We start from the raw sequence: 18,227 nt of genomic DNA on the forward strand, positions 1-18,227 counted from the left end.
CCGGTCGCGGGCAGGCGCGGGGTGGGCTTCTCAGTCCTCGGCCCAGTTGCGGGTGCGCTCGACCGCCTTCTGCCAGCCGCGATAGAGCGCTTCGCGCTGTTCGCTTCCGCACGCCGGTTCGAACACGCGCTCGATGCTGCTCTTGCTGCGCAATTCGTCGAGGTCACTCCAGAAACCGGTCGCCAGCCCGGCCAGGTAGGCCGCACCGAGGGCGGTGGTTTCCTTCATCTGCGGGCGTTCGACCTGGGTGCCGAGCAGGTCGGCCTGGAACTGCATGAGGAAGTTGTTGGCCACGGCGCCGCCATCCACGCGCAGGGCGCGCAGGCGCTCGCCGGCATCCTGCTGCATGGCGTCGAGCACGTCACGGGTCTGGTAGGCGATGGATTCCAGCGCAGCACGGATCAGATGATCGACCTTGACCCCGCGGGTCAGGCCGAACAGAGCGCCGCGGGCACGCGGGTCCCAATAGGGCGCGCCAAGGCCGGTGAACGCCGGCACCAGGTAGATGCCGTTGCTGTCCGGCACCTTGGTGGCGAAGTACTCCGAATCCAGTGACTCGTTGAGTACTTTCAGCTCGTCGCGCAGCCACTGCACGGTGGAGCCGCCGTTGAAGATGGCGCCTTCCAGCGCGTAATTCACTTCGCCCTGCGGCCCGCAGGCGATGGTCGTCAGCAGACCATGTTCGGACTGCACTGCCTTGGTCCCGGTATTCATCAGCAGGAAGCAGCCGGTGCCGTAGGTGTTCTTGGCCTGGCCCGGTTCGACGCACATCTGGCCGAACAGCGCGGCCTGCTGATCGCCGGCAATGCCCGCGATGGGAATACCGGTGCTCTGGCCGGAACCGATATAGGCGTGGCCGTAAACTTCCGAGGATGAGCGCACCTCCGGCAGCATCTCGCGGGGAATGTCCAGCGCTTCGAGCATCACCGGGTCCCAGTCCAGCTTGTGGATATCGAACAGCAGCGTGCGCGACGCGTTGGTGTAGTCGGTGACGTGGGCCTTGCCCTGGGTCATCTTCCAGATCAGCCAGCAGTCGACGGTGCCGAACAGCAGCTCGCCACGGCGAGCGCGTTCGCGGCTGCCTTCGACGTGATCGAGAATCCACTTGATCTTGGTGCCGGAGAAGTAGGGGTCGATCACCAGGCCGGTGGTCTTGCGGATGTGCTCTTCCATGCCGTCGCGCTTGAGCTGGTCGCAGATCGGCGTGCTCTGGCGGCTCTGCCAGACGATGGCGTTGTAGATCGGACGGCCGGTTATCTTGTCCCAGACGATGGCGGTCTCGCGCTGGTTGGTGATGCCGATGGCGGCCACCTGCTCGTTGGTGATGCCGGCCTGGGCCAGGGCTTCGACGAACACGCCGCTCTGGGTCGCCCAGATTTCCATGGGGTCATGCTCGACCCAGCTCGGTTGCGGGTAGATCTGCGCGAACTCGCGCTGGGCGATGGTCACCACGTTGGCGTTGCGGTCCAGCACGATGGCGCGGGAACTGGTGGTGCCCTGGTCGAGGGCGACGATGAATTGCTTGTTCTGGTTGCTCATGGCGACGTTTCCTTAGCGAACTTTGCTGACATCGGGCTGCGCGGAGCCCATTTCGGCAGTGGCCTTTTCCTTGGGTTTGGGTGCATCACAGGCGGCCGAGCCAACCCCTGGCAGGTGCCGGCAGATGAGTGCCTTGTAACCTGCAGCGCCGAGGCAGGCACCGAGAATCGGGGCGAAGATCGGAACCAGGAAATACGGGATGTCTCGCCCACCGGTGAAGGCCACGTCACCCCAACCGGCCAGGAAGGTCATCAGCTTAGGCCCGAAATCCCGCGCCGGATTCATCGCAAAGCCGGTCAGCGGTCCCATCGCACCACCGATCACGGCGATCAGCAGGCCGATCAGCAAAGGGGCGAGCGGGCCGCTGGGCAGGCCATTGCCGTCGTCGGTGATGGCCATGATCATCGCCAGCAGAATGGCCGTAATCACCACTTCGACAAGGAACGCCTGACCGAACGACAACGAGGCGTGCGGATAGGTGGAGAAGATCGACGCGAGCTCGAGGCTCTCGACGCTTCCGCGAACCATCTGCTGGGCCTGTTCGAAATCGAAAAACAGGCTGCTGTACAACCCGTAGACCAATGCCGCGGAACAGAAGGCGCCGGCCACCTGCGCCAGGATGTAGGCCGGCACCCGGTGCCGCTCGAAGGTGCCGAACAGCCATAGTGCGATGGTGACGGCCGGGTTCAGGTGAGCACCGGAGACGCCGGCGGCAAGGTACACCGCCATCGAAACGCCGATACCCCAGATGATGCTGATTTCCCACAGCCCCAGGTCGGCGCCGCCGAGCTTTAGCGCTGCGACGCAGCCGGTACCGAAGAAGATGAGAAGGGCAGTGCCGAGAAATTCGGCGATGCATTGTCCCTTGAGCGTCGGGACGATGGGCGTACTCATGCGCGGAGCCTCGTTCGTTTGTTTTTGTTTTATTCCGAGCACTGCGTTGGTTCGGAATTGTTCGGAAACGAAAACTTAGAGGCAAAGAAAGCCGCTGTCAAAGTAAAAAATCGAACATTTTTCAGGCTGGCCACGGAACAAACGGGTGCTGCTGCGGTCGGCGCCGATTCGCTGGGGCGGTGATTCAGCGCCGCCGACGCCAGAGGCGCCAGCCTAGCCGCAAGTCATCGGCCATCGGCACCAGCGCCAGAGTCAGCAGCAGAGCGGCCAGCGGTACGGTGGAGAGAAAGCCGAAGTGCTTGAAGCCCAGTGCGCCGCTGAGACCGCCGATAAAGAAGCAGCTGACCAGCAACGCATTGATGCGCAGACGTTCGCGATTGGCCCGCACCGGCGGTAGTTCACCATCGCGATTGCGGTTGAAATAGATCAACCGCCCCAGTTCGATGCCTATGTCGGTCACCATTCCGGTGATGTGCGTGGTGCGCACCTCGGCGTTGGAAAGCTTGGTGATGATCGCGTTCTGCAGGCCCATGATGAAGCACAGCAGCACCACCGTCAGCGGCACGAAGAAGCCCGGAACCGACATCAGCTGCGCGCCGAGGATACCGAACAGCAGCAACAGCCCGGCTTCCAGCGCCAGCGGCAGGGCGTACTGGCTGTGCAGTCGGCGCCGTCGCGAAAAGTTGATCATCAGCGTCGAGCACATGGCGCCGAGGACGAACGAGAGCAGTGCGCCGAAGCCAGCCAGCGCCAGATCGGTGGCGCCGAGGGCGAGGTTGTCGGCCATCGCCGAGACGATGCCGGTCATGTGCGAGGTGTATTGCTGCACGGCCAGAAAGCCCCCGGCGTTCGCCGCGCCGGCGACGAAGGCCAGGCAGAGTCCGAGCTGGCGGTTGCTGCGGGTGGAGCGTCGGCGATCGGTCAGGCGACGGGCGTAGTTGATCGGCATGCGGGGCTCGCGCTTGGCGGCAAAGCGGCGATTATAGCGACGCGCGCGCGCCTACCTCGCGTGTCGGCGAAACTCAGCGCCGCCGGCCTGCCTTGCGCCCGCCACCGCGCTTCGCCGCCCGTGGTTTGCGCTGGCGCGACAGTTCGCGGGTGATGGCATCGTTCAGCAGCTTGCGGGCCTCCTCGCCATCGTCGTGTTCGGGAAAATGCTCGGGGAGGCTGCGGGCCAGATGCAGGTAGGTTTCCACCACATGCAGCGTGCTTTCCAGACTGGCCAGGTCCGCGCCGAGCAGCAGGCGCGGCATGGGGATGGCGTGGCCTTCGGCGACGCGCTTGATCCAGCGCTGTGCATGCTGGCTGGCCGGACTGTCGAAACCGCCGCGGATCGGCGTGCAGGCGAACGTCCAGCGCAACCAGAGTGGGATTTTCGGATCGTCGATCAGCTCGATCCACTCGGCCAGTTCGTCCGGCAGCACCGAGACGAACGCTTCGCCGTAATTGATGTTGCGGTTGAAGGTCAGCCAGGACCGCAGCAGGCTCGGCTCGCCCATCAGCTCGGAGATGGCGGACAGGTGATCGATGGATGGGCGCACCTGGAACTGGCTGAGGTCCACCGGCGCGTCCGGACTGTTGAACAGGCGGCGGATGGACTTGAGCGTCTGCGGGTCCAGCGCGGTGATTTCGCCGCTGTCGTGGTGGCCGAAACGGCCCGCGCGGCCACCGATCTGCTTGACCTCCTGCACCTTGAGCTGGCGATTCTGGATGCCGTCGAATTTCTCGTCGGTGTAGAAGCACAGTGTGTGCGCCGGCAGGTTGAGGCCCATGCCCACCGCGTCGGTGGCGACCATGATGTCCGCCTCGCCTTCGCGGAAGCGGCGGGCCTGCTCGCGGCGCACCTCCGGCGAAAGCGCGCCGTAGACCACCGATACGCTCTTGCCGGCGCTTTCGAGCATGCCCTTGAGTTCCAGCACCAGCTTGCGGCTGAACGCCACCAGCAGCGAGCCGGGCTCCAGGCGCTCCAGCGTGGTGGCGTGCTTGGCCACCTCCACTGGCGACAGGCGCTTGGTGCGCTGCACTTGCAGCTGGTCCTCGCAGAGTTCGCAGAGCGTGCGCAGCGACGGCTCGATCAGCGCCGGGCCGGTCATCATCAGCTTCGGCGTATGCGCGCTGACCAGCGCATCGACCCAGGCCCAGCCGCGTTGCGGGTCGGCCATCATCTGCACCTCGTCGACCACCACCACGTCCCAGTGCTGGTGCCGGAAGCGGGCAAACTCCTCCACGGTGCAGCAGAAGTGCGTGGCGCCTGCGCGAATGATTTCCTCCTCGCCGGTGACCAGCGAACAGGGCACGCCCATCGATTCGATGCGCTCCTGATTCTCCAGTGCCATCAGACGTAGCGGCGAGAGGTAGATGGCGTGCTCGGCGGCGGCCATCGCCTCGATGGAGCGGTGCGTCTTGCCGCTGTTGGTCGGGCCGAGCAGGGCGATCCAGCGTCGCGTCAGCCGGCGCGCCGGATAGAGCTTGTGGTAATGGACGAAGCGCGGGTTGTTTTCCAGCAGCACGGCGAAGGCCATGCGCTCCTCATGCTCGCGGCGCGCGGCGCGAATTGCCTTGCGCATGCGGCCGGGTTCCAGGGCGATGAGTTCGGTAAGACGCTTGTGCCCGAGCAGTTGCAGGTCGAAATCGCCAGCGAGCTCGAGCATGCGCTCGAAGGTGGCCTGCAGCTCGTCGCGATCCTGGCGCTTCCACGTCTCGACTTCCGCCACGCTGAGCAGATGATCCTGGCCGGAAGGAACGCGCCGCTGCAATTCGAGGGTGAGATTGCCGCGCTGCAACGCCACCACGTAGCGCAGCTCATGGCGAATCTCGTTGAGGATGGCGACGGCATGCGGCAGAAATTCATCGAGCCGTGACAGTTCGGGGCGGATGCGCGCCAGGCAACGCTGCCGCTCGTCCTCGTCCATTTCGGCGAAGGGGCGTTCGAGCAACTGCAGCCGATTGCGCACATAGCGCTGCACGGCCTGTTTCAGGTTGCCGGTGAAATCGCCGCGCCGCGGGCTGTCGTCCAGCCGCATGGCCCAGTCCGGCTCCAGCAGATGGACCGGCGAGCCCAGGCTGAAGGTCTTCTCGCTGCCGAACACATCCACGCTGCAGTGGATCTCGCCAAGGTCACGGCTGACGATCCGCTCGAGCAGTTCATCCGCCGTGGGTTCGGCCATCAGCTGGTCGACCGCCGGGCCGTGCAGTCCCAGCCAGAAGGCTTTCGCCGCCCGACCGAGCCCCGGCATCGGGTAGCCGATATAGGGCGCGAACCACTTTTCCTGGTGATGCTTCTTCGCGGTGAAGTCCGGATATCGCGCGGTCGCCCAGTCGATGAAGCGCGCCAGACGTTCGAGCCTGATGGATTTGAACTGCTTGCCCCCGGCCTTGGCCATGATCGACACCTTTGCTGATCAGTCTTCTTTTACGACTCGCGTTGCGCTCGTTTGCTCGCCAGCGCGCATGACCGGCCGGTGATTATAGAGTCCGGCGTCGGTTTTTCTTGTCGGCCTGACGGCAATCAAGAAAACAAACCACCTGTAAGGGTGGCGGTTGGCCATTATTTGTCGATGCCCTATAGTGCGCGCCGCAATGGATGGCAAACCGCCCGGTCGAGCCGGCTGGATGAGAGCTATCGATTTCTGATGGACAACAGGGAATTACAGATGAACGCCAAACACATTCTTGCCGTAGCCGTTACTGCCACACTGCTTTCGGCCTGCACCGCCACCACTTCGCTGCGCGCCACTGATCCGGACCTGGCAATCAAGATCAACCAGGATGCGCCGCTGGTGCTGAAGAACCCCGTCAGCAAGACCTACAAGGCCACCAGCTTCGGCCAGTACCGCTTCCGTGCCGAGAAGCCCGGCATGGAGCCGATGTATGGCCTGATTCCATTGAAATTCAACAGCGGCTACCTGGTTGCCGACATCCTTTTCTTCGCACCCGCGGCGTTCTACAACTTGCGCGAGGTCTACCCGTTCTACGAGTTCGACGTAGAGAAGAACGAGGTCCGCTACAAGAAGAACGTGGGTGATCAGTGGACCGTGTACAAGCCGACTCCCGCGGAAGTAGCCCGGGCCCAGGCATACTTCGCCAACTAATCGCACCGGTAGCCCTTGCATCTGATGACGCAAGGGCTCCGAACTCAAACCCCTCGCTCTACCGCATCGCCATCGTCACGGCGATCGTCCACCAGTTGCAGTTTCAGGCTGCGCACCTCTTCAGTCAGGCATTCCACCTGTACCAGCAGCCGCTGCAGGGTTTCGCGGTCGGCCAGCTGGTCGCGGTTGTCTTCCTCGTTGCGGTCGGCGACGAACAGCGAACCGATGTAGGCCGCGAAGCTGCCGAACAGACCGACCCCGGACACCATCAGCAGCACCGCGACGATGCGGCCCAGGGTGGTGACCGGATAGAAGTCGCCGTAGCCCACCGTGGTCACGGTGACGAACGCCCACCACAGCGCCTCTTCCGGCGTATTGATCGAGCTCTCGGGATTCGGCGCTTCCACCAGCAGCATGGTCAATGCGCCGAACGCCACCAGCAGCATGGTCGCCGTGGCGGCGGAGGCGACGATGCCTTCGGCGCGGTTGCGGAACAGGATGCGCCAGATCAGCCGCAGCGACTTGATCGCCCGCAGCACCCGCAGAATCTGAAAGGCACGGAACAGCTTGGCGGCCTGCAACCCGCCCGCCGGCACGCTGGCCAGCAGATCGATCCAGCCCCAGCGCATGAAGCGCAGCTTGTCTTCGGCCTGTTGCAGGCGCATCCAGAAATCGATGAAGAAAAAGAAGCACACGATGTTGTCCAGATACCCGAGCAGTGCCGATACGTCGTCGGGCAGGTCGAACACCAGATCGGCCACCAGCGCACCGATCACGTAGACCGACAGCAACAGGATGAAGATCTGAAAGGGTGTGATGGCGCGCTGCTTCATGAGTCAACCGGGTTTCGTGGGGCAGGTGGGGCGCAAGTTTAAAGCACTCCGGGGTAACCGGGCCGGAGCGATGGCGGGAGTGTTGGGTATGGTAGCGCAAGAGATGTTTCGCATCGGCTGTGCCGGCTGGAGCCTGCCGCGCGAGGCGTGGCCGGCATTCGCTGAGCAAGGCACGCACCTGCAGCGCTACAGCGGCGGGCTATCGGCGGTAGAGATCAACAGCTCGTTCTATCGACCGCACCGCCCGGCCACCTATCGCAAATGGGCGGCGAGCGTGCCGGAGGGCTTTCGCTTCTGCGTAAAGATGCCCAGGCAGATCAGTCATGAACTGCGCTTGCGCGAGTGCGACGAGGCACTAGGGCGCTTCCTCGGTGACGTGACCGGGCTGGCTGAAAAGCTCGGTTGCCTGTTGTTGCAATTACCGCCATCGCTGGCCTTCGATCGGTCAGTGGCGGGGGACTTCTTCACCGCCATGCGCGCGCGCTACGAAGGTGCACTGGTACTCGAACCGCGGCATGCCAGCTGGCTGGACGCCGGTGAGCTGCTAGAGCGTTGGTATATCGCACGGGTGGCGGCAGATCCTTCGCCGATTGCAGGAGCAGAGCAGCCGGGCGGCTGGTCGGGAATGCGCTACCACCGACTGCACGGTTCGCCACGCATCTATCATTCTGCCTACTCGCCCGAGTGGCTGGCGCGCCTGGCAGATGAACTGCGGACTTGTGCTCGGTCCGGCGTGCCGTGCTGGTGCATCTTCGACAATACCGCCAGCGGCGCTGCGGTGAGCGATGCGCTGGCACTGCAGGCGCTGCTGGCAGACGACACCGCCTGGACGTCCTAGCGCGGGATGATGCGTACGCGACCCGCGGTATTGTCGCGCCGGGCAGCCTTTTCATTTTCCGCGCGGCCGGGAATCGAGCCGAAATCCGCACCGCGATCCGGTGTCGCGCTGCCGTCCAGTTCGCGCTCATCGACGCTGATGGAGGTGGCGTCTGGGTAGCCGGTGGTTAGCGTCTCGGTGCTGGCGGTGACCGGCGTGGCGCCGTCGCCCCAGGTTGCGCTGCGCTCGTCGATATCGATGGCGCCGTTGCGCACCATGACATGCTCGACCGCCGATACCCGGCTGTCGTCTTCCAGCGTTACGGTGACGATGGTCGATCCGCGGCGGGCCGCTTCGGGGTAGCGACCGGCATGCTGGCTCGATTCGTCGCCGAAAACCTTGTGAAAGAAGCTGCCGATCTTGTCGGCCACCGTTGCGTCTTTATCCGGCTCTTCGCCGATCACTTCCACGCGGCTGCTGTCGACGGCATCGCTGTTGATGGATGCCGATATCTGGATGTCGTCGCTGGACACCCCCTCGCTCACGAGTTCGGCTTTGACTCGCTCTGCTTCGGCATAGCGGTCGAAAGCGGCAATAAGAATCTGGGTCATGACTTCACCTTTCATATGCAGCGTGACTGCGCTGGCGTGCATCTGGACCGATAGTGGTCGACGCATGGGTACTGATCGTTGGGCGCGGCGAGCCGCACGATGGTTCCGTGCCGACTCATTACCCGATGCGTCGTCTGGAGTCGCGCCGGCCTGGCGCGGCATTCTGCCGCCAGCTAGCCATTCACCACCTTGCCGCCATTGATATGGATGGTCTGGCCACTGACATAGGACGAGTCCTCACAGGCCAGATAGACATAAGCCGGACCCAGCTCGGACGGCTGTCCGCAGCGGCCCATGGGCATCTGGCTGCCGAAGTCTTCGAGCATCTGCGGGTCGTGCTTGCCGAGCGACGGCGGTTGTAGCGGTGTCCAGATCGGGCCTGGCGCGACCTGGTTGACGCGGATCTCGCGCTCGATCAGCTGCTGCGAAAGCGCCCGGGTAAAACCATCGATCGCGCCTTTGGTCGAGGTGTAGTCGACCAGCAGCGGGTGGCCGATAAAGGAATTGATCGAGGTGGTGTTGATGATCGAGGCGCCGGCCTGCAGATGGGGCAGGGCGGCGCGGGTGAGATAGAAGTAGCCGTGAATGTTGGTGGCGAAGGTCTTCTCCCACTGTTCGTCGGTGATGTCCTCGAGGCGGGTCTGGACCTCCTGGCGGCCGGCATTGTTGACCAGCACGTCCAGCCGGCCGAAGGCCTTCACGGTTCGCTCGACGGCATCGTTGCAGTGGCTGCTGTCGCGGATATCGCCAGCGATCAACAAGCAGTGCTGGCCTTCGGCTTCCACCATGCGTTTGGCGTTTTCGGCGTCCTCGTGTTCGTCGAGATACATGATGGCAACGTCCGCGCCTTCACGGGCGAAATGCACCGCTGCCGCGCGACCGATGCCGCTGTCGCCGCCACTGATCAGCGCCACCTTGCCGGCCAGCTTGCCACTGCCCTTGTAGCTGTCGCGGATAAACTCGGCCTGCGGGTGCATTTCGGTTTCGCGACCGGGCAGGCGGTCCTGCTGCTGAGCGGGAATCTTCGGGTAAGCCATACGTACTCCAGACCTGAAATGGGCTCTGTAGGTACGGCTGGCGCTCGCCTGGAAAGTTTCGCCGGGATGCCGAACGGAAGTCAGGCAGTGGCAGAGGGCAGTGACGGGCCATCGGTAGCACCGTCTGCCGTCGCGGCGCACGACCTTCCTGCCATCGGCGTGATCGCCTTGCTGGTCTGTTCGGCTCGCTGCTGTTCGGTACAGCGGCGCTATCAGATGGGCTTCCTGATTGCGGTGATCTCGCTCATGGCGATCTGTCTGCTGCCGTTGCTGCCGGTCTCGCGCGCGACATCCAATGCCGCGCGCTCCAGGCAGCGGCCGATTACCCGGTCACGATGCTGATTGCTGCGGATGCCATCCAACAGCGCTAGAACCATGTATGTGAGCATGGCTAACGCCAGCACGAATACGCTGCCTTTTCCGGCGATCCAGGTATCGGTCAGCTTGATGACGTCCGTCGACAGGCTGACGATCGCCGAAACCAGCATGACGATGACCAGATTCTGGGAGACCCAGCGTTCCTGAGGGGGAGGGCCGGCGATCTCGGCGATGCGTGCCAACTCCTGAATGTCCGCTGCGTCGAGCCCGCGCTTTAGCAGGGCATTGCGGAACAGTGCATAGCGCAGCAGTTCTTCGCGGCGTGGAAAACCGTAGCGATTCAGCGTTTCACGGGCATAGATATCCCGGTAGTACCACGCGCAATAGCGCTCTCGAGCCAGCAGCATGCCAAACAGAGCGAGCAGTGCGCCGGCCATGGCAGCCAGTCCCTGCAAAGGTGACTGGCTATTGAACCAGGTCCCAACCAGCAATATGCCGACAGCGATCGTCAGCACCCAGGAGGGCCAGACCATGCGCAGCCCGCCGTGCGTGAAGCTCGCCTTGAACACACCGGGTTGGCATTGTCGATAGAGCGAGCGGATCTCCGCCCATGTCGCAAGCACAGTCACGGCAGTGCCTCTTCCGGATGTGGATGTCAGGCGTGCGGCTTGCGGATGGTCTTCATCAGATCGTCAGGCGTGATGTGCCCGACCACGCTGCTGGCGCTACCCGGCTGCGGCAGGTCGAGGATATGGCCCTTCATCTTGCCGATCACGTGCATCTCGCAGGGTTTGCAGTCGAACTTCAGCGTCAGCACCTCGTCACCGTGCACCAGCTGCATCGGCGCGACCTTCGTGCGCACGCCGGTGACGCCCTTGGCCTGCTTCGGGCACAGATTGAAGGAGAAGCGCAGGCAGTGCTTGGTGATCATCACCGGCACTTCACCGGTCTCCTCGTGGGCCTCGTACGCCGCGTCGATCAGCTGCACGCCGTAACGGTGATAGAAGGTCCGGGCCTTCTCGTTGTAGACGTTGTAGAGAAACGACAGGTGCGATTCTGGATAGACCGGCGGCGGCACGCTGACCGGCTTGCGCCCGCCGCGCGGGCGGATGGCTTCGCGCGCTTCGGTCAGTGCCTCGATGGCTTCGCGGCGCAGCGCCTTGAGTTGCGAGTTGGGGATGAAGAACGCCTGCGGCGCATCCACCTCGACCTCTTCGGCGTGGTAGAGGGTGGTGCCCAGCTGGCTCAGCAGGTCGGCGATCTGGCCGGGCACCTGCTCGGGCTTCTTCGCTTCGCCGAAGGGGCCGGGCAGCGTGGCCGTGGCATAGGCGCCTTCCTCGCTGGTGACATGCAGCTCCAGCTCATCGGCGCGCAATTTTGCCAGCCACCGCACACCGATGCGGCGCTCGGCGGAGGTCTTGAGCAGTGCGTTCTGCCAGTTGTGGTCCAGGTTGCGGTTGAGCGGGTGGTTCGGACGCACCTGGCGCATCGCGGCGGGCATTTCGTTGGGTTCGACGCGGTACTGCCAGAACGGCTGACCGTCCTCCTCGAACTGCTTCAGCGGCTCGACCACGCTGGCACGGAAACCCACCACCTCGCGCTTGATCAGCACGTTGAGGCCGTCGCCGTTGGACAGCGGCTCGCGAGTCTGTACGGTCAGGTCATGCTTGCCGACCTTGAGCACTTCACCCACGGCGAGGCCGGTGAAGGTCGGCGAGTCGAAGGCGCCGATGTCGATCTTGCGGTCGGTGACGAAGTAGTCGGTGCTACCGCGGTGGAACGTCTTGTCCGGGTCCGGGACGAAAAAGTGATCGGTGCGGCCGCTGGAGGCGCGGGCAAGGTCAGGGCGCTCGGCAAGAATGCCGTCCAGGCGCTGGCGGTAGTAAGCGGTGATGTTCTTCACGTAGCTCACATCCTTGTAGCGCCCCTCGATCTTGAATGAGCGCACGCCGGCATCCACCAGCGCGCTCAGGTTGGCGCTCTGGTTGTTGTCCTTCATCGACAGCAGGTGCTTTTCGAAGGCCACCACGCGGCCCTGATCGTCCTTCAGCGTGTAGGGCAGGCGGCAGGCCTGCGAGCAGTCGCCGCGGTTGGCGCTACGCCCGGTCTGCGCGTGGCTGATGTTGCACTGCCCGGAAAACGCCACGCACAGCGCGCCGTGGATGAAGAACTCCAGGGTCGAATCCACTTCGTCGTAGATCGCGCGGATTTCCTGCAGGTTCAGCTCGCGGGCGAGGACCAGCTGCGAGAAACCGGCCCTGTCGAGGAACTTGGCCCGTTCCAGCGTGCGGATATCGGTCTGGGTACTGGCGTGGATCTCGATGGGCGGAATATCCAGCTCCATGATGCCCATGTCCTGCACGATCAATGCATCGACGCCGATGTCGTACAGCTGCTGGATCAGGGTGCGCGCGGCTTCCAGTTCGTCGTCGTGCAGGATGGTGTTCAGCGTGACGAACACCCGCGCGTGGAACAGATGGGCAAATTTCACCAGCTCGGCGATGTCGGCCACGCTGTTCTCGGCGTTGTGCCGGGCACCAAAGCTGGGGCCGCCGATGTACACCGCATCGGCGCCATGCAGGATGGCCTCGCGGGCGATGCTGGCGTCACGGGCAGGGGCGAGCAGTTCGAGATGGTGCTTGGGAAGGGACATGGGCACGGACCGGCTGTGTTTCGAGGTCGTGCATTGTAAAGACTTGCTGCGCAGCGTCCATGCGCAACGCCTCCGTTGGCGACGATCTGTTGCCGCCGAGCCGGGAGCCTACGTGGCCAGCACGCAGGCTCGTCGCCGGCGGTCTGCCTAGCCGCGGCCCTGCTGCATCAGGGCCGTCATGGCCTGCCGCAGGTAATCGATCACCTCGGGCGCTACCCAGGTGCCGGCCTGCAACTCCGGTTCCTGTTGCTCGGCCTGCTGGATTCGGCGCTGGGTGTCGGCGTTCGGGCCGGCGTAGGCGCTGAACAACTCACCCCAGCGGCGTGCCAGTGCGATCACCCGCTCGTGCTCCGGCGGGAGACGCTCGCTACGGCAGCGCTGAAGCTGCGCGAGCAGTTCCGGCCATTGGCGCAGGCTTGCGGCGTAATGCGTGCGCATGCGGGCGAACTCGTCGTCCGTCAGGTGGCGCCGGTAGATCGCCAGGCGGTATTCGGCGAACGCCGCCAGCACATAGTCGCGCATGGCCTGGCTGACGCCGGTTCGCTGCTGCAGCCCGGGCTCGGCTGCGTGCATGGTGTCGAGCCGGGTCAGCAGGGCTGGGTCCTGCGCGGTGTCGCGCTCGAGCTGGATCATCCAGTCCCGCGCCAGCCGCTGTGCTTGCTCAGCCTGCGTCGCTACGCCGGCCTCCATCAGTACCTTGACCTGCTCAGCCAGGGCGGGCCAGGCACTGGTGCCTTGGTCGAGGCGTTCGGTGAAGGCCAGCCTGGCCAGTTCGTCGGCGGAAAAGTGCTTTTCGTACATGATCATCGATCCCAGGGTATCCAGTAGGTCGGTCAGCGCGGGTTCCTCGCCCAGGACGTAGCGCTCGCGCAACCTGTGCAATCGGCTGCGCAGGCGCTGGAGGCTCTGCAACTGGCGATCGAGCTGCAGCAGTTGCTGGTCGATCAGTCCGGGCAGGGAAACCGCGCGCTGGTTCAACAGGGCTCCGATGTCGGTCAGCGACAGGCCAAGGCCACGCAGTGCCTGGATGTGATGCAGGCGCTCGACGTCCTTGCGGTCGTAGAGCCGATAACCGGCATCGGAGCGTGCGGACGGTTTGAGCAGATCAAGGTTGTCGTAGTGATGCAGCGTCCGGACGGTCACGCCGGAGCGCCTGGCCAGTTCGCCTACCTTGAGCAACATTGATGTCTCCTTTTCGTTTCGCACGGCAGGGATCGTCGGGGCTGACGCTGCGTGAGGGTCAAGCGGCAGGAACGGATTTTTTCGAAGGGGGCGGGCTCGGCTATGAAACCGCGCATGGCAGTGAACGCAGGTCGATCGCGACGGGGCGCAGGTTGCTCATAACCCGCCCAGCAAATCGTGCACATCGAGCAGACGCCAGGCGATTTCCGGGCGCTGCGCCAGACCGCGGCGAACGGCGGCGGCAATGGCGGGGCGGGTCTTGCGGCAGAGGCCGGGCTGCTCGGCGAACTCGACGGCGATGCCGCGCATGCTGCGCACTTCGTTGTGGCCGGGGGCGATCGTCATGCGAATGCCCAGCTGTTCGAACATGCGCTGCTGCAGCCGCTCCAGCTCCTCCAGGCTCTGCACGTTGGCCAGACGCTCGAGCAGGCGGTTTTCCTCGTGGCGGGTGAGCAGCAGGATGCGCACGTCGGCGCCCGGCGCTTCCAGCAGCTCGTCCCGCCGACAGGTGCAGGTGCCGGGCGGGCAGGATTGGCGAATCGGCGGTTGGCTGTTCATGGCGCCTGATCATAGCCAAGGCCGCCAGCGGCGCCCAGCCGGTGGCCTTGTGCCGCTGCGGTGATGACAAGCGCGGCGGTGTCGCGCACCATGGCGCCAGTTTCCGCGCCGGGTGCGCGTCGTTCCGTCAGGGAATTGCTGGAGAACTGTCATGCGTGTTCTGTCATCCGTCCTGCTGCTGGCGACCCTTTGCGTTGCCGGCGCCGCTGCGGCCGAGGAGGCCCGGCTGGTCGAGTCGATCAATGCCTACCGTGGCGAGGTGCAGCGCTGCGGCAGCAAGGCCAGCGAGGAGCTGCCGCCACTCACGGCCGATTCGCGGCTGAACTTGCCGGTCGGCGCCGCCGGTGACCTGCAGGATGCCTTGTCCCGCGCAGGCTACCCGATGGTCACGGTGCAGGCGATCACGCTGTCCGGTCCGCGGGATGCCCAGGCGGCGATGCAGGCGCTGCGCGAAAGCTTCTGCCGGGTGATCCTCGATCCTCAGTTCACCGATATCGGCGTCAGCCGCGAAGGTCGCGACTGGCGCATCGTGGTGGCGCGGCCGCTGCTCGATGGTCGCCTCGGCGACTGGCAGGCCGAAGGGCAGAAGCTGCTGGAACAGATCAATCGTGCCCGGGCCTCGGCGCGCCGTTGCGGTAGCCAGGATTTCGCCGCCGCGCGGCCGCTGGCCTGGAACGCGACGTTGGGCAGCACCGCCGAGGCTCACAGTCGGGCGATGGCCAATCGCAACTTCTTCAGTCACTTGAGCGAGGACGGCCGTACGCCGGGCGATCGCGCCGAACTCGCCGGCTACGCCGGTAGCCTGGTCGGTGAGAACATCGCCGCGGCGCTGCCGACCGCGCGCAAGGTGCTGGAAGGCTGGTTGGCCAGCCCGGGGCACTGCGCCAATCTGATGAACCCGGCGTACACCGAGCTGGGCGCGGCCTATGCGGTCGATCCGCAGAGCGACGCGGCCATCTACTGGACGGCCATGTTCGGCGCCCCTTGAACGGCAAGTCGAGCCCCTCGCTGCTTCCAATGAGCGATCGGGGCCGGTGTGCTGTCAGAGAAGCCTGTTGCCAAAGACAGGGTTGCCCTTGACCGATATTCCCACCCACCAGGATCTGCCGCCCGTGCTGGCCGGCCCGTTGCTGCGTCGAGCCGAGCCTGACGGTCTGACCTTCTGGCTGATCGCGTCACGCGTGCTCGAGCTGTCGCTGATCCTTGAAAGCCCCCAGGCCGGCCAGCAGCGGCGCATTCGACTCGAAGGCGAGGCCTGCCAGCGGCTGCGGCTTGGCCATTATGCGGTGCTGCACCTCATCCGTTTCACGCCCGATGCAGCGCTGCCCGGCGATTGCCTGATCGAGTACGACCTTTTGCTCCACGAGGGCGAGCAGCAGCGGGGCATCGCCGACTGGGCGCCACACCTGCTGCACGACGGCGCCACGCGGCCGAGCTTCGTCATCAAGTCGCGGCTCGACCGCGTGCTGCACGGCTCCTGTCGCAAACCGCACCATGCGGCCGCGGATGGGCTGCTGTGCGTGGACGAGCTGGTGCGCCGCGGCTTGACCGATCCGGACGCGCGCCCGGCAGTGCTGCTGATGACCGGCGACCAAGTCTACGCCGATGATGTCGCTGGGCCGATGCTGGTTGCCATCCACGCGCTGATGCGCCGGCTGGGCCTGTACGGCGAGCATCTCCAGGGCGCGGTGGTGGATGACAGCGATGAACTGCTGGCCCACCCGGCCACCTACTACCGGCGCGAGCAATTGCTGCCCGCGTTCAAGTCCAACGAGGCGTTGCGCGAACGCTTCTTCGGCGGTGTGGAAAAGCCGGTTTTCACCACCGCCAACGGACAGAACCACCTGATCACCCTCGCCGAGGTCATGGCCATGTACCTGCTGGTGTGGTCGCCCACGCCGTGGTCGCTGATCGAACCGGTGATTCCCGCGCTCGAAACGAAACACGCCGAGCGCTATCGCCGCGAAGAGCACTGTCTGCGGGGGTTCCGGCGCACTTTGCCGCAGGCTGCGCGGGCGCTGGCCCATGTGCCGTCGCTGATGATCTTCGACGACCACGACATCACCGACGACTGGAACCTGTCGGCTCGCTGGGAGGAGACCGCCTACGGTCACCCGCTGTCGCGGCGGATCATCGGCAATGCGCTCATCGCCTATCTGCTCTGCCAGGCCTGGGGCAATCAGCCCGAGCGTTTCGGCGCGCTGCTGGCGCAGGTACAGCAGCTGCTGGAGGCTGCTCGGGATGGCTGGCTCGATTGCGCCGAACAGGACCGTTTCATCGAGACGCTGCTGCGTCTGGACGGCTGGGGCTACGAATTGCCAAGCGAACCGCCGCTGGTGGTGCTCGACACCCGCACCCGGCGCTGGCGCAGCGAGCGCAATCTGAGTCGCCCTTCCGGCCTGATGGATTGGGAGGCGCTGAGCGAACTGCAGCAGAACATCCTCGACAAGCCCTCGGTGCTGATCGTCTCGCCGGCGCCGATGTTCGGCGTCAAGCTGATCGAGGCGGTGCAGCGGGTGTTCAGCTGGGCCGGCCAGCCCTTGCTGGTGGATGCGGAAAACTGGATGGCCCACCGTGGTGCCGCGCACGTGATGATGAACATCTTCCGTCATTCGCGCACGCCGGGTAACTACGTGATCCTCTCCGGTGACGTGCATTACTCCTTCGTCTACGAAGTGCACATCCGCGCCCGCGACAGCGGGCCGAGGGTCTGGCAGATCACCAGCAGCGGGGTGAAGAACGAGTTTCCACGACGCCTGCTGGACTGGTTCGATCGCCTCAACCGCTGGCTGTATGCGCCCTGGTCGCCGCTGAACTGGCTGACCAAGCGGCGGCGCCTGGAAGTCGTGCCGCGTGTGCCGGACCGCAGCCAGGCGGGCGAGCGTCTGTGGAACGGCTCGGGCATCGGCCTGCTGGTGCTGGATGAGCAGGGCAGGCCGCGGGAAATCCTCCAGCTGAACGCCGATGGCTCGGCTCCGGTGGCCTTCCTCCACGAGCGCAGCCGCTCGGGCTGCGATCGGTAGAGAACGCGAAGCCTGCGTCAGGCGCCTCGCTCCATTTGCCTGACGGCCATTCGCTCGGTGCGCAGTTCGTCGAGGGCGTGGCGGGTGATCTGCACGGCTGCGCTGATCGACAGCAGCGCCATGATGCTGGCCACGATCAGGTCCGGCCAGCCCGCCCCAGTGCCGAACACACCCAGTGCCGCCAGCATCACGGCGATATTGCCCAGCGCATCGTTGCGGCTGCACAGCCAGACACTGCGCATGTTGCTGTCGCCTTCACGGTAGGCATAGAGCATGAGCGCCACGGCGACGTTGGCCAGCAGTGCGATGGTGCCGACGATGCCCATCGTCGTGGCCTGGGGCACGCTGGCATCGATGAAGTTGTCGATCGCGACTACCAGGATGAACAGGCCGAACAGACCCATGGTCAGTGCCTTGGCCAGCGACGCCCGGGCCCGCATGACCACGCCCATGCCCAGCACGAACAGGCTGACACCGTAGTTGGCCGCATCGCCGAAGAAGTCCAGCGAGTCGGCCAGCAGCGAGACCGAACCGGCCCGCACGCCGGCGCCGATCTCCACCGCGAACATCGCCAGGTTGATCAGCAGCGCGATCCAGAGAATCCGCCGATAGCGCCCGCGCACCGCTGCGCTGGCGCAACCACTGTTGCAGCAATTTCCTGCCATGTACGT

Annotated in this window: 16 protein-coding genes; 4 read left to right on the forward strand and 12 right to left on the reverse strand. The window is 64.8% G+C overall.

What is annotated here, in order from left to right:
• Positions 1 to 30: 30 nt before the first annotated feature.
• The 4 genes from glpK to VF716_RS14820 all read right to left on the reverse strand — a co-directional run bounded on the left by glpK (position 31) and on the right by VF716_RS14820 (position 5,816).
• The gene (gene glpK, locus VF716_RS14805) at positions 31 to 1,539 is read right to left on the reverse strand and encodes a glycerol kinase GlpK (protein ID WP_440552765.1); all 1,509 of its coding nucleotides are present in this window, start codon (positions 1,537 to 1,539) and stop codon (positions 31 to 33) included.
• A gap of 12 nt (positions 1,540 to 1,551) precedes the next feature.
• Positions 1,552 to 2,433 (reverse strand): MIP/aquaporin family protein, encoded by an 882-nt coding sequence (locus VF716_RS14810; RefSeq protein ID WP_011912766.1) that lies wholly within the window; start codon positions 2,431 to 2,433, stop codon positions 1,552 to 1,554.
• Between the two features lie 184 nt (positions 2,434 to 2,617).
• Positions 2,618 to 3,382, reverse strand: coding sequence for a YoaK family protein (locus VF716_RS14815; RefSeq protein WP_011912767.1), 765 nt, complete (start codon positions 3,380 to 3,382; stop codon positions 2,618 to 2,620).
• Positions 3,383 to 3,455: 73 nt separating this feature from the next.
• On the reverse strand, positions 3,456 to 5,816 hold the full coding sequence (locus tag VF716_RS14820) for an SUV3 family DEAD/DEAH box RNA helicase (protein WP_440552766.1): 2,361 nt from the start codon (positions 5,814 to 5,816) through the stop codon (positions 3,456 to 3,458).
• A gap of 270 nt (positions 5,817 to 6,086) precedes the next feature.
• Here VF716_RS14820 and VF716_RS14825 point away from each other — a divergent pair, with 270 nt between their 5' ends.
• Complete coding sequence (locus VF716_RS14825) at positions 6,087 to 6,524, forward strand: hypothetical protein (protein WP_049326190.1); 438 nt, start codon at positions 6,087 to 6,089, stop codon at positions 6,522 to 6,524.
• Positions 6,525 to 6,568: 44 nt separating this feature from the next.
• Here the strand turns inward: VF716_RS14825 and VF716_RS14830 are convergent, their stop codons facing one another.
• Positions 6,569 to 7,357 (reverse strand): ion transporter, encoded by a 789-nt coding sequence (locus VF716_RS14830; RefSeq protein ID WP_049326191.1) that lies wholly within the window; start codon positions 7,355 to 7,357, stop codon positions 6,569 to 6,571.
• Positions 7,358 to 7,445: 88 nt separating this feature from the next.
• Between VF716_RS14830 and VF716_RS14835 the strand changes: the two genes are divergently transcribed.
• Positions 7,446 to 8,195 carry a DUF72 domain-containing protein gene (locus VF716_RS14835; RefSeq protein WP_049326192.1) on the forward strand — a complete coding sequence of 250 codons (750 nt, stop codon included), beginning with the start codon at positions 7,446 to 7,448 and terminating at the stop codon, positions 8,193 to 8,195.
• On the opposite strand, the gene VF716_RS14840 is transcribed toward VF716_RS14835, so the two are convergent.
• The 6 genes from VF716_RS14840 to VF716_RS14865 all read right to left on the reverse strand — a co-directional run bounded on the left by VF716_RS14840 (position 8,192) and on the right by VF716_RS14865 (position 14,533).
• The gene (locus VF716_RS14840; protein ID WP_036998835.1) at positions 8,192 to 8,785 is read right to left on the reverse strand and encodes a hypothetical protein; all 594 of its coding nucleotides are present in this window, start codon (positions 8,783 to 8,785) and stop codon (positions 8,192 to 8,194) included. The genes VF716_RS14835 and VF716_RS14840 overlap by 4 nt on opposite strands.
• 173 nt (positions 8,786 to 8,958) lie before the next feature.
• Complete coding sequence (locus VF716_RS14845) at positions 8,959 to 9,822, reverse strand: SDR family oxidoreductase (RefSeq protein ID WP_049326193.1); 864 nt, start codon at positions 9,820 to 9,822, stop codon at positions 8,959 to 8,961.
• A 212-nt stretch (positions 9,823 to 10,034) separates the two neighbouring features.
• Positions 10,035 to 10,769, reverse strand: coding sequence for a hypothetical protein (locus tag VF716_RS14850; protein ID WP_049326194.1), 735 nt, complete (start codon positions 10,767 to 10,769; stop codon positions 10,035 to 10,037).
• A 26-nt stretch (positions 10,770 to 10,795) separates the two neighbouring features.
• On the reverse strand, positions 10,796 to 12,793 hold the full coding sequence (locus VF716_RS14855) for a peptidase U32 family protein (protein WP_440552767.1): 1,998 nt from the start codon (positions 12,791 to 12,793) through the stop codon (positions 10,796 to 10,798).
• Between the two features lie 147 nt (positions 12,794 to 12,940).
• A complete protein-coding gene (locus tag VF716_RS14860) occupies positions 12,941 to 13,975 on the reverse strand; it encodes a MerR family transcriptional regulator (protein ID WP_440552768.1) in 1,035 nt (344 codons plus the stop codon).
• A gap of 156 nt (positions 13,976 to 14,131) precedes the next feature.
• Entirely contained in the window at positions 14,132 to 14,533 is a 402-nt protein-coding gene (locus VF716_RS14865) for a hypothetical protein (protein ID WP_011912778.1), read from the reverse strand.
• Positions 14,534 to 14,684: 151 nt separating this feature from the next.
• On the opposite strand from VF716_RS14865, the gene VF716_RS14870 reads away from it, so the two are divergent.
• Together VF716_RS14870 and VF716_RS14875 are read left to right on the forward strand one after the other, a co-directional pair.
• Positions 14,685 to 15,521 (forward strand): CAP domain-containing protein, encoded by an 837-nt coding sequence (locus VF716_RS14870; RefSeq protein WP_011912779.1) that lies wholly within the window; start codon positions 14,685 to 14,687, stop codon positions 15,519 to 15,521.
• A gap of 124 nt (positions 15,522 to 15,645) precedes the next feature.
• On the forward strand, positions 15,646 to 17,556 hold the full coding sequence (locus VF716_RS14875) for an isoleucyl-tRNA synthetase (protein ID WP_049760976.1): 1,911 nt from the start codon (positions 15,646 to 15,648) through the stop codon (positions 17,554 to 17,556).
• Between the two features lie 17 nt (positions 17,557 to 17,573).
• On the opposite strand, the gene VF716_RS14880 is transcribed toward VF716_RS14875, so the two are convergent.
• The gene (locus VF716_RS14880; RefSeq protein WP_011912781.1) at positions 17,574 to 18,221 is read right to left on the reverse strand and encodes a cation transporter; all 648 of its coding nucleotides are present in this window, start codon (positions 18,219 to 18,221) and stop codon (positions 17,574 to 17,576) included.
• Positions 18,222 to 18,227 lie beyond the last annotated feature (6 nt).

The sequence above is a fragment of the Stutzerimonas sp. Brlt_14 genome, assembly GCF_051948915.1.
GTDB classification, from domain to species: domain Bacteria; phylum Pseudomonadota; class Gammaproteobacteria; order Pseudomonadales; family Pseudomonadaceae; genus Stutzerimonas; species Stutzerimonas stutzeri.